Here is an 18,464-nt window from a genome sequence, read left to right on the forward strand (position 1 = left end):
GGTGAAGGACACCAGACCCGCCGAACTCCTCGACGCCATACGTACCGTGACGGCGGGCGACGCGCTCCTGTCGCCCGGCCCCACGGCACGGCTCATCGAACGCTTCCTGCGCCTCGCCGAAGCTCAGCAGCGTGAAGTCGCCATCGAGACCGACATGGACCGCTGCGGCTTTCGGCATGACTTGCAGTTTGACGTTGGGCTGCTTCATCAGATCGAGCAGATGCCGCAGCTGCGCCAACATCACCTCGGGTCCGCCGACGAGCCGGCCAAGCGTGTCGTCTTCTACGACGACCTCCAGGTGCAACGGGCTCGCGGCAGTCATCAGTCGCTGACGAGCCATCCGAGCCTTGATGGCTTGTGGCATGCCCTATCTCAGGCTCAACCTCGCTACCGCACCGGAGAAAATGCCGCAAAGCCTGTCTGACATGCCTTTTGTAGATGCTGTACGTGCCCCCAGTCGGACTCGAACCGACACTCGATGGATTTTAAGTCCACTGCCTCTGCCAATTGGGCTATGGGGGCGTCCGGGACAGCGTACCGAGTCGTACGGGTGTACCGGAATTCCGACTGTTCAAGGTGTGCAACGTGTCGGCGTCCTCCTGGAAAATGTTGGGCAGTCGACCAAAAGGGAAGGGGAGATCGGGGGGTTTGGGGGGTGGGGGTTATCGCCTGGGGGGCAGGGGGATTCGGGTCAGGTCGGCGGCTATGTGGATGGTGCCGGGGAAGTGTTGGCGGGCTTCGGCCAGGTGGTCGGAGAGGTCGCGGTAGCGCTGGGAGAAGTGAGTGAGGACTAGTGTGCGGGCGCGCGCGTCGGCGGCGATGCGGGCGGCTTGACCCGCGGTGAGGTGGCCGTATTCGGCGGCCAGGTGGGCGTCGGTGTCGAGGAAGGTGGCCTCGATGACGAGCATGTCGGTGTCGGTGGCCAGTTCGTGGACGCCGTCGCAGAGGCGGGTGTCCATGACGAAGGCGAAGCTCTGGCCGGGGCGCGGTTCGCTGACCTCTTCGAGAGTGATGGTGCGACCGGATATTTCGACGCGACCCTGCTGCTGCAGTTGCGTGATGATCGGACCGCTCAGCCCGAAGGCGCGTAGGCGGTCGGGCAGGATGCGGCGGCCGGGTGGTTCGGTGAGCCGGTAGCCGAAGGTGTCGACGGGGTGTGACAGCGGAACCGCAGTGACGGTGAACGGCGCGCCGGGGAAGTCCACCGGACCTGGCAGATCGATGGGGCGCGGGCGCAATTCGGCCCGCCGGTAGTACGAGGTGGCGTTGACGAGCCGGTCGTAATATTCGGTGCCCGAGGCGGGAAAGCACACGTCGACCGGGTGCGGCACCTGGTCGAGACTGATCCGCTGGACCACACCGGCCAGCCCGAGGCTGTGATCGCCGTGGAAGTGGGTGATCGCGATCCGGGTGATGTCGGTCGCCGAAACCCCGGCGTAGGTCATCTGCCGCTGCGTCCCCTCCCCCGGATCGAACAGCACCCCCTCGTCCTCCCAGCGCAGCAGATACCCATTGTGATTGCGCTGCTTGGTCGGCACCTGACTGGCGGTCCCGAGGACGACGAGCTCCCGCTGTGACACGTTCGTCACGCTACCCGCGCGCCAACGCACGAAGCGGGCCCGCGACAGAGCGTCGAGAGCGCGCCTCGCGCGCGTGAGCCATGGCCTACTCCGCGGGAGTGTTGCGCAGGACGGAGTGCCGGCGACTGTAGGCGAAGTAGATGACGAAGCCGAGCGCCATCCAGATGATGAACCGCAGCCAGGTTTCGACGGAAAGGTTCAGCATCAGCCAGAAGCAGGCGAGCACACCGAGGATCGGCACCACGGGCACCAGCGGAACGCGGAACCCGCGCGGCAGGTCGGGGCGGGTGCGGCGCAGGATGAGCACGCCGATCGAGACCAGCACGAACGCGAACAGCGTGCCGATGTTGACCATTTCCTCGAGCGTGCCGAAGTCGACGAAACCGGCCAGCACCGCGCAGACCACGCCGACGATCGCGGTGATCCGCACCGGCGTGCCGAACTTGCTGGTGTGCGCCAGCTTCCGCGGCATCAGCCCGTCGCGCGACATGGCGAACAGCACCCTGGTCTGCCCGAGGAACATCACCATGACCACCGTGGTGAGCCCGGCGAGCGCGCCGACCGAGATGATGTTCTTCACCCAGGTGTCGCCGTGGATCGCGAAAGCCGTTGCGAGCGTGGCGTTGTCACCGGACAGCTCGGTGTAGGGCACCATGCCGGTGAGCACGAGCGACACCGCGACGTACAGGATGGTGACGATCAGCAGCGAGCCGAGGATGCCGCGCGGCACCGCCTGCTGCGGGTTCTTGGTCTCCTCGGCGGTGGTCGCGACCACGTCGAAGCCGATGAACGCGAAGAACACCAGGCTGGCCGCGGCGAGCAGGCCGTACCAGCCGAAGCTGGTGTGCCCGGCGCCGGTCAGGAAGGAGAACAGCGACTGGCGCAGCCCGTCGCTCGATTCGCTGGGCTGCGACGGTGGAATGTAGGGCGTCAGGTTCTCCGACTTGAAGTACCTGATGCCGACGATCAGCACCAGCGCGATCACGGCCAGCTTGATCGCGACCGCCACCGCCGACACCCGCGAGGACACTTTGGTCCCGGTCGCCAGCAGCACGGCGAGGATGGCGATCAGCAGCACCGCGCCCCAGTCGAAGGACACCGAGCCGATGTGCACGATCGGCGTCGTGCCCAGCACCTCGCCGAGGTATTGCGACCAGCCCTTGGCCACCACCGAGGTGGCCAGCGCGAATTCCAGGATCAGGTCCCAGCCGATGATCCACGCGACGAGCTCACCGAACGTGGCGTAGGAGAACGTGTACGCGCTGCCCGCCACCGGAACCGTGGACGCGAACTCCGCGTAGCAGAGCGCGGTCAACCCGCAGGCGATCGCGGCGAAGACGAACGCGAGCGAGACCGACGGTCCGGCCACATTGCCCGCGGTGCGTGCGGTGAGCGTGAAGATGCCCGCGCCGATCACCACCGCGACGCCGAAGACCGTGAGGTCCCACGCGGTCAGGTCCTTGCGGAGTTTGGAGTCCGGCTCGTCGGTGTCCTTGATCGACTGCTCGACGGATTTGGTGCGGAACAGCCCGCCCCACCGAGCCGGGTCCTGTCCCGTCGCGTCGTCCGGCTTGCGGATCGCCACACCTTCTCCTCTACCTCTTGTCGTGCTGTCGAGCTGACTACGGCCCGGGGGCAGGCTAATGCACGCCCTCCATGTACTTGCTGATCCGCGGCGATATGGCGGCCACGATCAGTCCGGCACAGACCGCGACGGCGCCGGTGATACCGAAGTAGGCGAATTCGTGGTCCTGGTCATAGAACCGAGCCAAAGTACCCGACATCGACGTGCCGATGCCAACCGAGAAAAAGTACAGCGCCATCATCTGTGCCCGGAAAGCTTCCGGTGCGAGCTGGGTGGTGACCGCAAGACCGATGGGTGAGAGCAGCAATTCCGATATCGCGAACCCGGCCATGACGGCGACGATGAGCAGGATCGGCACCTGCTGCCCGCTGATGAACGACAGCGGCACGAACAGCATGAACGCCAGTCCCATGCCGATCACGCCGAGCGCGAATTTGCGCGGCGTGCTCGGCGCGCGCGAGCCGAGCTTGGTCCACATGATGGCGAACAGTGGCGACAGGGTGATGATCCAGACCGGCTCGACCGAGCTGATCCAGTTCGACGGTGCGGTCCAGCCGAAGAGGTTCCAGTTGATCCGGTTGTCCGAGTAACCCGAGAGCACCGTGAAGATCTGCTGGAACAGCGACCAGAACACCGCGTTGGCGATGAACAGCGGGATGAACGCGCGCACCCGGCTGCGCTCGATCGGCGTCACCTTGGCGCTGGTCAGCATGACGACGAAGTAGACGGCCGCCGCGGCGGCGATGACGCCGGTGGTCACGTCGGGCAGATTGTCCAGCGTGACGAGGCCGGTCAGGAAGGCTGCGGCGACCACCACCGCGGCGACGGCGAGCAGGCCGACGATCGGGCCGATCGCGCTGCGCGGCAACGGGTTCGGCACGTCGCGGCCGTGCGTGCCGAGGTTGCGCCGGAACACGGCGTACTGGATGAGGCCGAGTGCCATGCCGATCGCGGCGGCACCGAACGCGTAGTGGAAGCCGAGGTGGTCGTGCAGCAGGCCGGTGAGCAGCGGACCGCTGAACGCGCCGAGGTTGATGCCGAGGTAGAAGAGGGTGAACCCGCCGTCGGCGCGCGCGTCACCCTTGTCGTACAGGGTGCCGAGCAGCGAGGACGCGTTCGCCTTGAGCGCACCGCTACCGAGCGCGACCAGCACCAGGCCGACGCCGACGCCGAGCAGCCCGGGCAGCACGGCCAGCGCGATATGCCCGGCCACCACGACTACGCCGCCGTAGAACACCGTCCGTTCCATGCCGAGCAGCCGGTCGGCGATCCAGCCGCCGAGCACCGTGGACAGATAGACCAGGCCACCGTAGGCGCCGACGATGCCGAACGCGGTGCTCTGGTCCTGCCCGAGCCCGCCCTCGGTCGCCGAGTAGTACAGGTAGTACCCGAGGATGCTGACCATGCCGTAGTACGAGAACCGTTCCCACAGCTCTACTCCGAAAAGGTTGGTCAGCCCGATCGGATGACCGAAGATAGTCCGACCGACAAGCGGTGAATCAGCCGTTTTTACTTCCGACATCCTCAGACCTTCCCATGTTTGCGATGATTCTTCGGCATCAACGCCCAAATCTCGAAGATCATCGCAGCGTCGCGCACGGTAGCGGATCGTGCCAGACTGCATATCGGAGCGTTTCTTCAGGCCCCGGATGGGCACCCCGGGAACGGTCCGCCACCCGCGGTCCCGGCCACGACAGTCCGGTACGACGACGAAAGTGACGCACGGATGGATCCGATAGAAATCACGGTGCCCGCCTCGGTCGAGGACACGTTCGCGGTGCTGGCCGACGGCTGGTTGTACCCGCTCTGGGTGGTCGGCGCCTCGCACATTCGCGATGTCGATCCCGGCTGGCCCGCCGTCGGCACCCGCATCCACCACAGTGTCGGGCCGTGGCCGCTGAACCTGTCCGACACCACCAAGGTCCGCGAGGTGGACCCGCCGCGGATGCTCGAGCTGGAGGCGCGACTGTGGCCGGTCGGCTCGGCGTGGATTCGGTTGGAGCTGACCGAGATCACGCCCGATCGCACCCGGATCAGCATGTTCGAGCGCGCGATCAGCGGACCGGCGGCGCTGGTCCCCGACCTGGTTCAGACGCAGTTGCTCGCACCGCGTAACAAAGAATCACTGTCCAGGCTGGCCGATTTGGTCACCGGTCGAGCGCGCGAAGGCAAGTCCGACTAGGCGCGCGTCACGCGATGGAGAGCGCGATACCGTCGAGGATGTCGTGCTCGGAGACGACAATCTCGGAAATGCCTGCGCGACGGGACAATTCGTCGGCAAGGACCTCCGCGATGACGCCACCGCCACCGATCACGTCGACGCGGCCGGGATGCATCGGGCCGAGCGCGGCGCGCTCCTCGTGCGTCGTCGCGATCAGCCGATCACACACGGCGCGAAGCTGATCCAGCGTGAGGCGGGTGAGATGGACCTTCTCCGAGTCGTATTCGGGGAGGTCGAGCGCGACGGCCGCCAGGGTGGTCATGGTGCCCGCGACGCCGACCCAGGTGTGCGCGCCTTCGACGGGCACCCTGGCGAACGCTTCGGCCAGTCGTTCGGCGGCGAATTCCCTTGCCGCGCTGATCTGTTCGGCGGTCGGCGGGTCGCCGGGCAGGCAGCGTTCGGTGATCCGGACGCAGCCGATGTCGGCGGAGAACGCGGCCTGCACACCGTCGCTGTCACCGAAGACCAGCTCGGTCGAGCCGCCGCCGAGGTCGACCACCACGAAAGGCCCTGCCTCACTGGACAGTTCGCCGATGGCACCGGCGAACGAGAGCCGCGCCTCCTCGTCGCCGGAGATCACCTCGGCCTCCGCGCCGGGCACCACGGTGCCCAGTTCGGCGCGGGCCATGGCGAAGAAGTCCTCGCGATTGGACGCGTCGCGGGTGGCCGACGTGGCCGTCATGCGTACCCGGGTGACACCCGTCTTCCGCATCAGCGCAACATAATCGGCCAGCGCGACCCTGGTGCGTTCGATCGCCTCCGGCTGCAGTGCGCCGGTCGCGTCGACGCCCTTGCCGAGCCGGACGATCCGCATCTCGCGGTGCACGTCGGCCAGCGTGCCGTCGTCGAGCACGTCGGCGATCAATAGTCGGATGGAGTTGGTCCCGCAATCGACGGCGGCTACCCGATCAGTCATGCTTACGCTCCGCTTTCCGGCACGACCCGCTCGTACTTCGGCCAGTCGGCCGGAATCGCGGTGCCGCGCAACCCGTTCTCGGCGGCGAGCGCCACCGCCTCGTCGCCGAACGGATTCACGCCCGGCCCCTTGGCCAGCGCGTGCGCGATCAGCACGTGCAGGCACTTCACCCGCTCCGGCATCCCGCCGCCGGTGAAATCGGTACCGAGCGACTCGATCTCGTTGCGCTCGGCCAGGTAGCTCTCGTGCGCGGCAAGGTAGGCGGCGGCCAATTCCCGGTCGCTGCCGAGCCGTTCGGTCATCTCGCGCATCACGCCCGCGGATTCCTGCCTGCTCGCCTCGGCGGTGAGCCGCGGGTCGGTCAGGTAGTACAGCGTGGGGAACGGCGTGCCGTCGGGCAGGCGCGGCGCGGTTTTCACGACGGCCGGGATCCCGTCCGGGGTGCGATAGGCGACGGCGAGCACGCCGCGCGGTTCGCGGCCGAGCTGCGTGGCGATGATCGCGAGATCCTGGTCGTTCGGTGTCACCTGGGTCCTTCCGGTCCTGGCGGCGGCGCGACGGGCGGTGCGGGTGGTGCTGCCTTGTCGGCCGCCGGGGCGGGTTGTGGTTCGGAAATGCTGCGCCACAGCTCGGTGTACCAGGGGTCGGGCTCCCGGGACCTGGTCACCGCGGTCGGCGGGGCGGCGGCCTCCATGCCGGGCACCTGCACGATGTAGGGGGTCTCGCCGGGCAGCACCAGCCGCAGCCGGTCGCGCGCCTCGGACCGGATGTAGGCCGGATCCTGTTGCTGCGCACGGCGATCGCGCAGCCGCGCCAGATCCGACTCCAGGTCCTTGCGCTGCTGATGCAGCTGCGCGGCCTCGGCCCGCTGGGTGAAGTAGGTGCGCATCGGCACGGCCAGGGTGAGCGCCAGCGCACACACCACGATGGCCAGGATCACCGCTTTGCCGGTGGACAGGCCGAGGATGGTGCGGTCGTGCTTGTCGTTGCCGGAACTGCGCAGGCCGACCTTCTGCGGCTCGGCCATCTTGGCGTCGGAACGCCTACGCGCAGTGCGTTTTACCGCCGCCGGCCTGGCGGCCGTCTCCGTATCGGATCCGGCCTTGGGCCGCGAACTCGCCGAACGCGACGTGCGGCGGTCCCCACGCCCGGCTGGACTGGTTCCACGCGCACGTCGCTCCGTCATAGCGATCCCTTGTTTACTAACCCTCGAATGCGAAGCGCGGGAACGCGACGTCGCCCGCGTACCGCGCGGAGTCACCGAGCGCGTCCTCGATGCGCAGCAGCTGGTTGTACTTGGCAACCCGCTCGCTGCGCGCAGGCGCACCGGTCTTGATCTGGCCGCTGCCCACCGCGACCGCGAGGTCGGCGATGGTGGTGTCCTCGGTCTCGCCGGACCGGTGGCTCATCATCGTCTTGTAGCCGTTGCGGTGCGCGAGCTCCACGGCGTCCAACGTCTCGGTGAGCGTGCCGATCTGGTTGACCTTCACCAGCAGCGCGTTCGCGGCGCCCTTGGCGATGCCCTCTTCGAGGCGCTCCGGGTTGGTGACGAACAGGTCGTCGCCGACGATCTGGATCTTCTCGCCGATCTCGTCGGTGAGCGAGACCCAACCGTCCCAGTCGTCCTCGGACAGCGGGTCTTCGATGGAGACCAGCGGGTAGGAGCCGAGCAGGTCTGCGTAGAACTGGGTCATCTGAGCGGCGGTGCGGACACTGCCCTCGAACTTGTAGCCGCTGCCCGTGGTGTAGAACTCGGTGGCCGCGACATCGAGGGCCAGCGCGACATCGCTGCCCAGCTTCAGGCCGGTCTTGCCGATGGCGACGCTGATCAGGTCGAGGGCCTCACGGGTGCCCGCCACGTCGGGGGCGAAGCCGCCCTCGTCGCCGAGACCGGTGGACAGGCCCTTGGCCTTCAGCTCCGCCTTCAGCGCGTGGTACACCTCGGCACCCCAGCGCAGCGCCTCCTTGAAGGTGGGCGCGCCGATCGGGGCGACCATGAATTCCTGCACGTCCACGCTGGTGTCGGCGTGCGCGCCACCGTTGAGGATGTTCATCATCGGCACCGGAAGCACGTGTGCGTTCGGGCCACCGAGGTAGCGGAACAGCTCCAGGCCGGAGGACTCGGCGGCGGCACGGGCCACCGCGAGCGAGACACCCAGCAGGGCGTTCGCGCCGAGGCGGGACTTGTCCGGGGTGCCGTCCAGGTCGAGCAGCACCTGGTCGACGGTGCGCTGTTCGACCGCGTCCAGGCCGATGACGGCCGGCGCGATCTCGTCGAGCACACCCTCGACGGCCTTCTGTACGCCCTTGCCGCCGTAGCGTTCGCCGCCGTCACGCAGCTCGACGGCCTCGTGCTCGCCGGTGCTGGCGCCGGAGGGCACAGCGGCCCGGGTCAGGGTGCCGTCGTCGAGGGCGATCTCGACCTCGACAGTGGGGTTGCCGCGAGAATCCAGGATCTCGCGAGCTCCGACCTGTTCGATGATGGCCACGAAAACGACACTCCTTAGGCTGCAGGCACGGTGGGTATTACGGAAATTGCCGTGCGCTGCGAGCCTAGCGTCCGCTGAGCTGGGCGGGTAACCGGCACTCCGGTGGAGCAGGTCATACCCGGCGGCCGACGCTGTACGCCGCGGCGCGGTCCCGCACGGTCAGCAGGTAACTGGTGGACTGGTTGTAAGTGAGAAGCGCCTTCTGCCAGCCCTGCTCAGAGGTCAGGTCGCCGCCGCTCGCGCACAGGTAGCGGGCCGCGGTGAGGGCCGCGTCGTCGATATTCTGCGGGTCGGCCACGCCGTCGCCGTTGGCGTCGACGCCCCAGCGCTTCCAGGTCTCCGGGATGAACTGCAGCGGGCCGATCGCGCGATCGAACTCCGGGTCGCCGTCCATCGCACCGCCGTCGGTGTCCTTGACGAGGGCCACGCCGGGAGCACCGTTGAGCGGGATGCCGATGATCGGCGGGCGAACCGTGCCGTCCTCGTCGATCCGCGAGCTGCCGTGCGAGCCGTGCTTGCTCTCCACGCTGCCGATACCCGCGATGGTGGTCCATGCGATGCCGCATTCCGGCTTGGACCTGGCCATGACCGCCGCCGCGTAACCGTAGGCCTCCAGTGCGACCGGCGGAATGGCCATCCGGTCCGCCTGTTCCTCGGCCCAGCCGCGTAACTGAATCGCTGTCCGGCCCGGACCGTCCAGATCGAACACCGGCAGCGGCGTGCCGGGGCCGGGCGGGATGCCCTCGGGAATCGGCGGGAGATCGCGATCGATCCCGCAACCGGCGAGCGCGAGGGTCACCATGACGGCGGCCACAGCGCCGGTCTTCTTGAGGAGCACTCCACCTATCATCCAGATGCGGCGGAGTACCTCACGGAACTCAGCCGAGCAGCTCGCGCGTCGCGGTGTGCGCTGGAGTAGCGAGTATGGCGTGCGTCTCACCGGATTCGACGATTCGGCCGTGGTCGAGGACGACGATGCGCGGGCAGTGCGCGGCGACCAGGGCCATGTCGTGGCTGATCACCAGCAGGGCCATGGCGCGGTCGGCCTTGATGCGATCCAGCAGGGTCATGATCGATGCGGCGGTGGCGTGATCCAGGGCGGAGGTGATCTCGTCGCAGATCAGGACGGCAGGTTCGGCGGCGAGGGCGCGGGCGAGGGCGACTCGCTGCCGTTGGCCACCGGACAGCTCGTGTGGGTAGCGGCTTGCCAGTTCGGGAGCGAGCTCGACTGAGGCGAGTAGTTCGCTGACCCGTTGTGTGAGTTGGCGTCTCGGCACGCCGCCGATGCGACGCAGTGGGCGGCCGAGGGTCTGTGCGACGGTCCGGCGCGGGTTGAGCGCGGATCGCGGATTCTGGGTGACCAGCTGAATGCCGTTGCTGCCATGGGCAGCTCGTCCGCGGTTCGCCATCGGAATCGGCGCTCCGTGTAGCTCGAGCGATCCCGATGCCGAGCGGTGCAGGCCCGCGATCACCCGGGCGAGCGTCGTCTTGCCCGCGCCGGAGACACCGACGATGGCCAGCGCTGAGGACGGTGTGAGTTCGAGGTCTATTCCGGAGAGGACTTCCCGATCAGCGATCGAGGCACCGATACCTTTGGCACGCAGCAATAGGGGGATGGTGGTCCGCACAGGTACGGATTGCTCACTGACCGGAGTTACGGCTCCGTCGTTCGCCGCTGCGGGCTGGGTCGGAAAGGCCGCTGGCGAATCGGATTTCGCCGAGTGATCGATCAGGGGTCGGGCTGCGGACGGATCATTGTGGCGATCGACTCCGGGCTCCGGGATGGCAACTCCGGTGCCGAGTTCGATCACGTTGTCCGCCATCGCGTGCACGGTTTCGGTGTCATGGCCGGAAAGCAAGATCGCGGTGGAACGTTTGGCGGCGATCTCGGTCAGCAGGCGAGCGATATCGGTGCGCAGGGCGCCGTGCAGGCCGGCGAGGGGTTCGTCGAGGATCAGGACACTGGTTTGGCGGATCAGGGCGCGGGCCAAGGCGACTCGGCGTTGCTGGCCGCCGGAGAGCTCGCCGGAGCGGCGGCGCAGATGTTCCGCCGAGAGGCCGACCAGCGCCAAGGTTTCTACGACAGTCTCGCGAGAGGCGTGTCCGGCGACCTCGTGCAGCAGTCCGTGTACTCGCATCAGCGGATTGAGCGCCGACCCCGGATCTTGCCCGACGTAAGCGACATGCGTGCGCCGGAATCGCTGCCGGGCAACGGGATCGAGCGCGAACACGTCGTGGCCCGCGACGGAGACCGAGCCGCTGTGAGAACCGCCGGTCGGCAACTGACCGAGTAGCGCTCGCATCAGCGTTGTCTTGCCGGAGCCGGAGGGGCCGGTAAGCGCGGTGATCTGTGCCACCGCGATCTGGAAGCTGGTGGGCCCGAATAGCTCCAGCCCCGTCGAGCCGCGCACCGACAACTCGTCCACCACTACCGGCACGGACTCCCCCGCACCGCTGCGGGAGACATCGCCGCCGTACGAACTTTCCGGCAGGCTCAGAGAGTCTGCATCGATCCGTGCGTCGACCTCGACAGCGGGTTCGCTCACCGTCGCTCACCTCTCCCGAATGCGGTGACGGCGAGGTTCACACTCACCGCTACGACGGCGATGGCCAGGCTCGGCGCGAGCACCGCCCAGGGGTTGAGCAGCATGCCGGAAGCGTTCTCGCGCACCATGACCGCCCAGTTGCTCGCACCGAGGGTGGTCGGCAGTTGCAGGAACGAGGCAGTGCTGACCAGGTAGACGGCCTCCACGAATCGAAGGCCGAGCTGGGCGGTGATCACCTCGCGCAGATTCGGGATCACTTCACGAAAAACCAAGTGCGGCAGGGTCTCGCCGCTGGCCTGGGCGGCTTCGATGTAGCCGGAGGCGGCGACCCCCGCGGCCGCGGCGGCGAAAACCCTGGCGCAGTACGGGATACCGAAAAGCAAGGCGACGACGAGCAGACCGTAAACACCGGCGTCCGGCCAGGAGGTCAAGACCAGCAGGATGCCGAGGACGGCGGGCAACAGCATGACGAAGTCGGTGGCGAGCTCGATGAACCGGCCCACCCGTGGTCGCAGCCCGGCGATCGCGCCGAGCACACACGACAACCCCGTCACCGCGACCGCGATCACTGCGGCCAGCAACAGCAGACCCCAACCGCCGTAGAGCAATTGGCTCAGCACATCGCGGCCCAGCCGGTCGGTACCGAGCCAGGCGTCGGAACTACCAGGGCCGAACGGGATGCCGACGGGGGTCTCGGCCGCGTGCGGCGCCAGTACGGGCCCGAGCACGGCCAGCAAAGTAACCAGTACTGCAGGCAGCACCGTCAGCAACCGAAGGCGTTGCCCCCGACGGCGGTTCGCCCGCACCTCTGCCGAGGCAACAGATAGCTGACTCATCCGCGACCTCGCAATGACCAGGCGCGGATGCCATCGGCGACCGCGAGCATGCCCATAATGACCGCCCCGGACAGTGCGACCACCGAGGCGATCAACGACACGTCGCGATCCGCCACCGAACCGGCCAGCACCGCACCGAGGCCCGGGTAGTTGAAGATGGTCTCCACCACCAACGATCCGCCGAGCACCATCCCGACGGTGGTCGCGAAGCTCGCCACGATCGTCGGCAGCGCGAAGGGTAATACGTGCCGGAGCAGCACGGCGCGCGCGGAAATGCCGTCCAGCACGGCGCTTTCCACGTGCGGAGCCTGGGCCGCGTCCACCATCGCGGCACGCACGACCCTGGTGTTCCACCCGATCTGCGGGATCGCCAACGCGAACACGGGCAGCACCAGCATGTCGGGGCTCGCCGGAAAACCCGAGCGGCCGGTGATGGTGACGGCAGGCAACCAACCGGCGGCGAGCGCGAACACCAGGATCAACAGCGTCGCGACCACGAATTCCGGTACCGCCGCCGCGATGGTCGTCGCGGGCTGGAGCAACCTGACCGCGCCCTGCCGAAGCACCTTCGCGGTCGGCACATCCGAAGCCCCGCTTTGCCGCATCGCCCACCAGATGCCCAGCAGTAGCGACGCGACCACGGTCAGTGTCAACGCGAGCCCGCCGAGTAGCAGGGTCGGCGGGAACTTGTCGGCGAGCAGATCGTTGATCGAGCGTCCGCGCGCGGTGTGGCCGAAGTCGCCGGTCAGCACACCGGAGATCCAGTTCCAGAAGCGTTCCGGCAGTGGGCGATCCAGGCCGAGTTCGCGTTCCTTCGCCGCGATCCGGTCCGGCGTCGCGTCCCGTCCGAGCACCGCCCGCGCCGTATTGCCGGGCAACAGGTCGACGACCACGAAGACCGTTGCCAGCAAGGCGATCAGCAGGGCGATGCGCCGGATCAGCAGGCGCGCGAACGAGATCATCCGGCCAGCCAGGCCCGTTCCAGCTGCACCCTGGCGAAGCCGCCGAGGGTGGGCAGGTCATGCACCCGAGCGGAGGCGATATCGATGCCGTCGGCCATGCCCCACACCAGGTAGCCGCCGCGATCGTATTGGATCTGCTGCACGTCGCGGCAGGCTTGCGCGTAGTCCGAGTCGCTCTGTGCCGACAGGGCTTTCGCGGTGGCGGTGTCGAATGCCGCGTCTTTGAAATCGGTTTCGTTGCGGTTGGACGCGCTGGCCATCAACTTGTCCGCATAGAACAGCACGGAATCGTTGGTGCCCCACGAGACGGTGTACAGCGGGGCCTTCAGCCAGGTCTGGTCGTAGAAGGCGTTCGACTCCTGCGTGACCACGTCGAGCTTGACCCCGATATCGGCCAGCTGGGTCGCGATGACCTTGGCCGATTCGACCTCACCGGGCGCCTCCGCCTTGGTCACCAGCGGATAGCTGCGGCCGGTGTCGAAATTGGCTTCACGCAGCAGCGTTTTCGCCCGGTCGATATCGCGGGCGCGCTGCGCGATGGCCTTGTCGTACTGTGGATCGCCGGTGCCAAGAATGTCGTTGGCGATCTTGCCGTAGCCCGAATGCACCTGATTCACCAGCGCGTTTCGATCGACACCGAGGCGCAGCGCGGTGCGCACCCTGGGGTCGGCGAATGGCCCATCCGAGGCGCGCATCGCGACGCCGAGCATGGTGTCGTCGGCCCGCCGCACCACCCGCAGGTCGCCGCGTCCCTCCGCCGTCCGCCCGGCGATCGCGCCGACATTGGAGGCGAGGTCGATCTGCCCGCCGAGCACGGCGTTGCTCAGCGCGGTCACGCTCTCGAACATGGTGACCTCGATGGCGTCGAGCAGCGGCGCCGGGCCATGCCAGCGCTCGTTGCGCACCAGCCTGGCATTGCCGCCCTGGTAGGACTCGAGCCGGAACGGCCCGGTGCCAATGGCTTTGGTGAAATCGGTGGTGTCCTTCTTGACGGTGAACGTCATCAGCCGGACCAGCAGCGGCAGTTGAGTATTCGGCTCGGGCACGGTGAGCACCACCCGATTCGGACCGTCGGCGGTGATGTCCTCCACCGCGACCGGCATTTTCGACGCACCGCCGACCGTGCGCAGCCTGCGCAGCGACCACACGACATCGTCGGAGGTGACCGGGCTGCCATCGTGGAAGGTCGCACCGTCGGCGAGCGTGAAGGTCCAGCGCCGGCGTTGCGCGTCCGGCTCCCATCGAGTTGCCAAGCGCGGCGCGACATTCGGGTCGCCACCGGGGACGGTGAGTGCGTCGTACACCAGCGAGGTGATCAGGAAGTCGCTGTCGTTGCTCAGGTTGGCGTGCGGGTCGCGTTCGGCCCGCGCCGACGTGCCCAGCGCGCCGACCCGCAGGGTGCCGCCGCGCTGCGCGGGCCCGGTCGACTCGGTGCCCTTCGAGCACGCGGCGACGAAGATCACCGCCCCGATGCCGAGTCCCGACTGCAGGAGCTGCCGCCGATTCAAACCCATTGCGCCGCCTTCTTCCTGGACAAACACCTTCGGGCGGTACACGATCCGCTGACGCGACCGCCGATATGATCAGGACAGGCTAGCCTAAAACGTTAAGCGCCACGCCACCGCGGGTTGAGCGACACTTCACTACATTTATTCGTTTCTGCTATTTTCGGCAGACTCGCTTAGGTAAGCCTTGCTTAACGCGGCCAGAACGGATAGCTTCGCATATCGACGTCACTCCTGCACTTTCGAACGATGCGAAGAAGGGACCCCCTCGGTGAAAGGCGTTCTCTCCGAACGTAAGACGCTTCACCCACTGGATATCGAACGTCGTGAGCTCCCCGCCGCCGCCGGGCGTGCGGTGCGTGAGCTCGCACGGGAGATATCCACCACTCTGGATTCGACGCCGCACGACGCCGCCGCGCTGGCCACCACGCTGACCGATCCGGCCCTGATCGCGCAGATCGACGCCCGAGTCACCGAATTACCCGCTGACGTCCGCCGCACCATGCGCCCGCCCGCCACCGCGGCAGGCGCGACCATCGTGAGCAGCCTCCCGCTCACCGACGCCGAATTCGGCCCGACCCCGCCGAGCTGGCGCGAGGCCGCCCAGTGGAGCGGCACCGCCGCCCTGCGCGCGCATTCGTTCGAGTTCGACCTGGTCATGCTCTTGCTCGCCCGTTGCACCGGTGAGCCTTTCGGCTGGCAGGGCCAGCAGGGTGGACGGCTGGTCAACAACATCCTGCCCTCGCCCGGCCACGAGCACGAACAGTCCGGCGCGAGCAGCAAGACCCTGCTCAGCCCGCACTCCGAGGACGCCTTCCACCCCGAGCGGGCGAACCTGCTGATGCTCGGCTGCCTGCGCAATCCGGACATGGTCGGCACCACGGTGTCCTCGGTCCGGCGGGTCGAACTCACCGCCGACCAGCGGCGACTGCTGAGCACGCCCACGCTGCCGATCCTGCCCGACGTGTCGTATGGCACTGGGCACGAACGGTATTCGGCCGCGCCGCTGCCGACGCTGTGGAGCGCGGCGGGCCCGGATGAGACGACGCTGCGCTACGACCCGGCCTACACCCCGCTCGACGACGCCGATGCCGATTTCCGTGCCGCCTACGCCAGGCTCACCACCGAACTGGAACGCGTCTGCGTGACGGCCGCGCTCGCGCCCGGCGAGGTGCTGCTGGTGGACAATGACGTCGCGGTGCACGGTCGAGTACCGTTCGTCGCGCGTTATGACGGCACCGACCGCTGGTTGAAGCGGGTGAACGTGCACCTGCCTGATCGACCACGACGGGCCGAAGAGGCCGACGAGAATGGATACGGGCAACGGATCGTCGCCCCGTTCCGAGCAGCAGTGAATTCCGCGTTCGTGTCCGGCAGCGGCGAACCAGCCCGTCCGGACAAACACCGGGCGAACCCTCCGGTTCCGATAGAGCGGGAAGCAGCACATGATCGAGGACCCTTTGAACATCCGTGACCGCAGCACCCCCTTACGGGTGCTGAGCCGCAGCGACTTGGCGGGCGTGCCGATCACGCCCGGCGATGTCGTGCGCACGGTGGAGGACGCGTATCTCGCGTTCGCCGCCGGTGATTCAGACAACCCACGCAAACTCAGCGTGGCCAACCCGGACGGCTCGTCGGTGTCGTACGCGATGCTCGGCCGCGACGGTCGCCGCCGGGTGGTCGCGATGAAGACGTCGTACAAGTTCGACCCCGGTCACGATCGCAGCACCAAGCGCTACTACACGACCATCACACTGTACGACGACAGCACGGGCGCGCCGATCGCGATGATGGACTGCTCCAGGGTCGGCGCGCTGCGCACCCCGGCGGTGTCGGCGCTGCTGGTGCGCGAGACCGTCCGCCGCGGCGCGGAGAGCGTGCTGCTGCTCGGCACCGGCACCCAGGGCCGGAACGCGTTGCCGCACTTGCTCGCCGCGAACCCGCAGCTGCGCAAGCTGATGCTGTACGGCACCCATCCCGAAGGATTGGACGCGGTGCACCGGCACCTCACGGAGTACCACCCGCACGCGCTGCTCGAAACGGTCGAGGACCCGAAGGTCGCCGCGGCCACCGCGGACGTCGTGCTGGCCACCGCCGGTCCGGGCACCGAGGTGGCGCTCGAATCCGCTGATCTCGCACCGGGTTCGACGGTGGTGCTGGTCGGTTACGGCCTGGCGCCCTCGACCCTGATCGACGCGGACCGGGTAATCGCCACCAGCGCTGAGCAAATGGCGTTGACCGGTACCGACATGGCCGGGCCGGACGGAAAGCTGCGCGCGGTGGACGCCGAGTTGCCGCAGATCCTCACCCGTCGCGCGGTCGCGCGACGCTCGGACGACGAGCGCATCTTCGTCTACAACAGCGGGCTCGTGCTCACCGACATCGCCGTCGCGCACGCCCTCGCCGAACGAGCGATCGCGGAGGGCCGTGGCACGGAGGTGCCCCTGTGGGATTAGACATCGGCGGGATCGGGGTGACGCGCGATTCGATCAGCGCCGCCCCGGTCCCGGCGCACCTGGCCGAGTGGGAACGCCGCGTGCTCGACGACCCGAATCTGCTGGGCGACATCGGCTTTGCCGTGGGCGGGCCGTTCCACGTGATGTATCCGCCGCTGGTGGGCCGTAATATCCAGGGTTTCCGCGCGGTGTTCGAGCACGCCGGGGTCGACGGCGACATCTACTTCGGCAAGAAGGCGAACAAGTCCGCCGCCGCAGCGCGTGCCTGCGCGGAAAACGCCGCCGGCGTGGATGTTTCCAGTACCGGAGAGCTGACAGCCGCACTCGCACAAGGCGTTCGCGGTGCCGAGCTGATGGTGACCGGGCCCGCGAAGTCCGACGACCTGCTCTGGCTGGCGACCCGGCACGGTGCGCTTATCGCCGTGGACGACCTCGACGAGCTCGAACGCCTTGCCGCACTGGGCGCCTCGGCCACCCCCGCCAGGGTCCTGCTCCGCGTGCTGCCCGCCGCGTCGGCCAGCCGGTTCGGGATGACCGAGGCCGAGATCGGCCACGCGTTGACCGCTGTGACCGACCGCGAATCGATCCGCCTGGAGGGCTTCAGCTTTCACCTGTCCGGCTACGACGCCGTGGCACGGGCCGAGTTGGCCCGCGACCTCATCGACCGCTGCCTGCACGCGCGGGCACTCGGCCATCCCGCCACCACGCTGTCGATCGGCGGCGGCTTCGGCGTCGACTACACGTCTGCCGCGGCGTGGGCGGAGTTCACCGAACACGTCGATCGGCGGTGGTTCCACTCGGGCAAATCGTTCGATTCGTACTACCCCTATCACTTTCCGGCCCCCGGCCCGGCCATGCTCGCCGCGATCCTCGCGCACGACGGGCTCGCACAGCGGCTGCGCGCCAACACCGTCCGGCTGGCGATCGAACCGGGCCGCGCGCTGCTCGCGCACGCCGGATTCACCGTCTTCCGGGTACAGGGCAGCAAGATCCGGCACGCCGACGGTGCGCCGTACTGCCTGCTCACCGTCGACGGCACGAGTTTGAGCCTGTCCGAGCAGTGGTTCGACAGCGAATACCTGCCCGACCCGCTGCTGTGGCCCGCGCGACCCGGCACCCCGACCCCGACCAGCGTCGGTGCCGCCACCTGCCTGGATTCCGACATGCTCAGCTGGCGACGCATCCCGCTGCCACGTGCCGCCGCAGTCGGCGACCTACTGATCTATCCCAATACCGCGGGCTACCAAATGGATTCGAACGAATCCGCCTTCCATGACCTGCCGATCCCGCCGAAGGTCGTGCTGCACGACGCGCCGGGCGATCGGTTCCGCTGGACGCTCGACCGCTGACACCCACCCCACCTGAACG

Annotated in this window: 17 protein-coding genes and 1 tRNA gene; 4 read left to right on the forward strand and 14 right to left on the reverse strand. The window is 67.9% G+C overall.

Annotation, left to right across the window (positions count from 1 at the left end; genetic code table 11):
- The 5 genes from ACFWF1_RS38240 to ACFWF1_RS38260 all read right to left on the reverse strand — a co-directional run.
- Positions 1-364 (reverse strand): Scr1 family TA system antitoxin-like transcriptional regulator (locus ACFWF1_RS38240; protein WP_379322267.1); only part of this gene is annotated, 364 nt, incomplete at its 3' end.
- Positions 365-448: 84 nt separating this feature from the next.
- Positions 449-522: transfer RNA gene (locus ACFWF1_RS38245), tRNA-Leu, on the reverse strand.
- 140 nt (positions 523-662) lie between these two features.
- Positions 663-1,580 (reverse strand): ribonuclease Z, encoded by a 918-nt coding sequence (locus ACFWF1_RS38250; protein ID WP_379280952.1) that lies wholly within the window; start codon positions 1,578-1,580, stop codon positions 663-665.
- An 85-nt stretch (positions 1,581-1,665) separates the two neighbouring features.
- On the reverse strand, positions 1,666-3,165 hold the full coding sequence (locus ACFWF1_RS38255) for an amino acid permease (protein WP_379280953.1): 1,500 nt from the start codon (positions 3,163-3,165) through the stop codon (positions 1,666-1,668).
- Positions 3,166-3,220: 55 nt separating this feature from the next.
- The gene (locus ACFWF1_RS38260) at positions 3,221-4,687 is read right to left on the reverse strand and encodes a peptide MFS transporter (RefSeq protein ID WP_379280954.1); all 1,467 of its coding nucleotides are present in this window, start codon (positions 4,685-4,687) and stop codon (positions 3,221-3,223) included.
- A gap of 204 nt (positions 4,688-4,891) precedes the next feature.
- Here ACFWF1_RS38260 and ACFWF1_RS38265 point away from each other — a divergent pair, with 204 nt between their 5' ends.
- Positions 4,892-5,347, forward strand: a complete 456-nt coding sequence (locus ACFWF1_RS38265; protein WP_379280955.1) for an SRPBCC family protein — start codon at positions 4,892-4,894, stop codon at positions 5,345-5,347.
- Positions 5,348-5,354: 7 nt separating this feature from the next.
- Here ACFWF1_RS38265 and ACFWF1_RS38270 read toward each other — a convergent pair whose 3' ends face one another.
- The 9 genes from ACFWF1_RS38270 to ACFWF1_RS38310 all read right to left on the reverse strand — a co-directional run bounded on the left by ACFWF1_RS38270 (position 5,355) and on the right by ACFWF1_RS38310 (position 14,649).
- Complete coding sequence (locus ACFWF1_RS38270; protein WP_379280956.1) at positions 5,355-6,302, reverse strand: exopolyphosphatase; 948 nt, start codon at positions 6,300-6,302, stop codon at positions 5,355-5,357.
- 2 nt (positions 6,303-6,304) lie between these two features.
- The gene (locus ACFWF1_RS38275) at positions 6,305-6,829 is read right to left on the reverse strand and encodes a DUF501 domain-containing protein (RefSeq protein ID WP_379280957.1); all 525 of its coding nucleotides are present in this window, start codon (positions 6,827-6,829) and stop codon (positions 6,305-6,307) included.
- Positions 6,826-7,329 carry a septum formation initiator family protein gene (locus ACFWF1_RS38280; RefSeq protein WP_379280958.1) on the reverse strand — a complete coding sequence of 168 codons (504 nt, stop codon included), beginning with the start codon at positions 7,327-7,329 and terminating at the stop codon, positions 6,826-6,828. Before ACFWF1_RS38280 ends, ACFWF1_RS38275 begins: the two co-directional genes overlap by 4 nt.
- A gap of 175 nt (positions 7,330-7,504) precedes the next feature.
- Positions 7,505-8,791, reverse strand: coding sequence for a phosphopyruvate hydratase (gene eno, locus ACFWF1_RS38285; protein ID WP_379280959.1), 1,287 nt, complete (start codon positions 8,789-8,791; stop codon positions 7,505-7,507).
- Positions 8,792-8,903: 112 nt separating this feature from the next.
- Positions 8,904-9,641, reverse strand: a complete 738-nt coding sequence (locus ACFWF1_RS38290; protein ID WP_379280960.1) for a lytic transglycosylase domain-containing protein — start codon at positions 9,639-9,641, stop codon at positions 8,904-8,906.
- 28 nt (positions 9,642-9,669) lie between these two features.
- Positions 9,670-11,337 carry an ABC transporter ATP-binding protein gene (locus ACFWF1_RS38295; RefSeq protein ID WP_379280961.1) on the reverse strand — a complete coding sequence of 556 codons (1,668 nt, stop codon included), beginning with the start codon at positions 11,335-11,337 and terminating at the stop codon, positions 9,670-9,672.
- The gene (locus tag ACFWF1_RS38300; RefSeq protein WP_379280962.1) at positions 11,334-12,173 is read right to left on the reverse strand and encodes an ABC transporter permease; all 840 of its coding nucleotides are present in this window, start codon (positions 12,171-12,173) and stop codon (positions 11,334-11,336) included. The genes ACFWF1_RS38295 and ACFWF1_RS38300 overlap by 4 nt, the downstream gene beginning before the upstream one ends.
- Positions 12,170-13,135 (reverse strand): ABC transporter permease, encoded by a 966-nt coding sequence (locus ACFWF1_RS38305; protein WP_379280963.1) that lies wholly within the window; start codon positions 13,133-13,135, stop codon positions 12,170-12,172. Before ACFWF1_RS38305 ends, ACFWF1_RS38300 begins: the two co-directional genes overlap by 4 nt.
- On the reverse strand, positions 13,132-14,649 hold the full coding sequence (locus ACFWF1_RS38310; RefSeq protein WP_379280964.1) for an ABC transporter substrate-binding protein: 1,518 nt from the start codon (positions 14,647-14,649) through the stop codon (positions 13,132-13,134). The genes ACFWF1_RS38305 and ACFWF1_RS38310 overlap by 4 nt, the downstream gene beginning before the upstream one ends.
- 262 nt (positions 14,650-14,911) lie before the next feature.
- On the opposite strand from ACFWF1_RS38310, the gene ACFWF1_RS38315 reads away from it, so the two are divergent.
- From ACFWF1_RS38315 to ACFWF1_RS38325, 3 genes are read left to right on the forward strand one after another with little or no spacing between them, the layout of a single operon-like run.
- A complete protein-coding gene (locus ACFWF1_RS38315) occupies positions 14,912-16,114 on the forward strand; it encodes a TauD/TfdA family dioxygenase (RefSeq protein ID WP_379280965.1) in 1,203 nt (400 codons plus the stop codon).
- A complete protein-coding gene (locus tag ACFWF1_RS38320) occupies positions 16,086-17,096 on the forward strand; it encodes an ornithine cyclodeaminase family protein (protein ID WP_379280966.1) in 1,011 nt (336 codons plus the stop codon). The genes ACFWF1_RS38315 and ACFWF1_RS38320 overlap by 29 nt, the downstream gene beginning before the upstream one ends.
- Positions 17,087-18,445 carry an alanine racemase gene (locus ACFWF1_RS38325; protein WP_379280967.1) on the forward strand — a complete coding sequence of 453 codons (1,359 nt, stop codon included), beginning with the start codon at positions 17,087-17,089 and terminating at the stop codon, positions 18,443-18,445. Before ACFWF1_RS38320 ends, ACFWF1_RS38325 begins: the two co-directional genes overlap by 10 nt.
- Positions 18,446-18,464: the final 19 nt, after the last annotated feature.

It is taken from the genome of Nocardia sp. NPDC060255 (assembly GCF_042727395.1).
Classification (GTDB): Bacteria; Actinomycetota; Actinomycetes; order Mycobacteriales; family Mycobacteriaceae; genus Nocardia.

Excerpts from the sequence above, each read along its gene's own strand:
- ACFWF1_RS38260 (WP_379280954.1), bottom strand. The coding sequence starts at position 4,687 with ATGTCGGAAGTAAAAACGGCTGATTCACCGCTTGTCGGTCGGACTATC.
- ACFWF1_RS38265 (WP_379280955.1), top strand. The coding sequence starts at position 4,892 with ATGGATCCGATAGAAATCACGGTGCCCGCCTCGGTCGAGGACACGTTC.
- ACFWF1_RS38270 (WP_379280956.1), bottom strand. The coding sequence starts at position 6,302 with ATGACTGATCGGGTAGCCGCCGTCGATTGCGGGACCAACTCCATCCGA.
- ACFWF1_RS38280 (WP_379280958.1), bottom strand. The coding sequence starts at position 7,329 with ATGGCCGAGCCGCAGAAGGTCGGCCTGCGCAGTTCCGGCAACGACAAG.
- ACFWF1_RS38290 (WP_379280960.1), bottom strand. The coding sequence starts at position 9,641 with ATGATAGGTGGAGTGCTCCTCAAGAAGACCGGCGCTGTGGCCGCCGTC.
- ACFWF1_RS38300 (WP_379280962.1), bottom strand. The coding sequence starts at position 12,173 with ATGAGTCAGCTATCTGTTGCCTCGGCAGAGGTGCGGGCGAACCGCCGT.
- ACFWF1_RS38305 (WP_379280963.1), bottom strand. The coding sequence starts at position 13,135 with ATGATCTCGTTCGCGCGCCTGCTGATCCGGCGCATCGCCCTGCTGATC.
- ACFWF1_RS38310 (WP_379280964.1), bottom strand. The coding sequence starts at position 14,649 with ATGGGTTTGAATCGGCGGCAGCTCCTGCAGTCGGGACTCGGCATCGGG.
- ACFWF1_RS38320 (WP_379280966.1), top strand. The coding sequence starts at position 16,086 with ATGATCGAGGACCCTTTGAACATCCGTGACCGCAGCACCCCCTTACGG.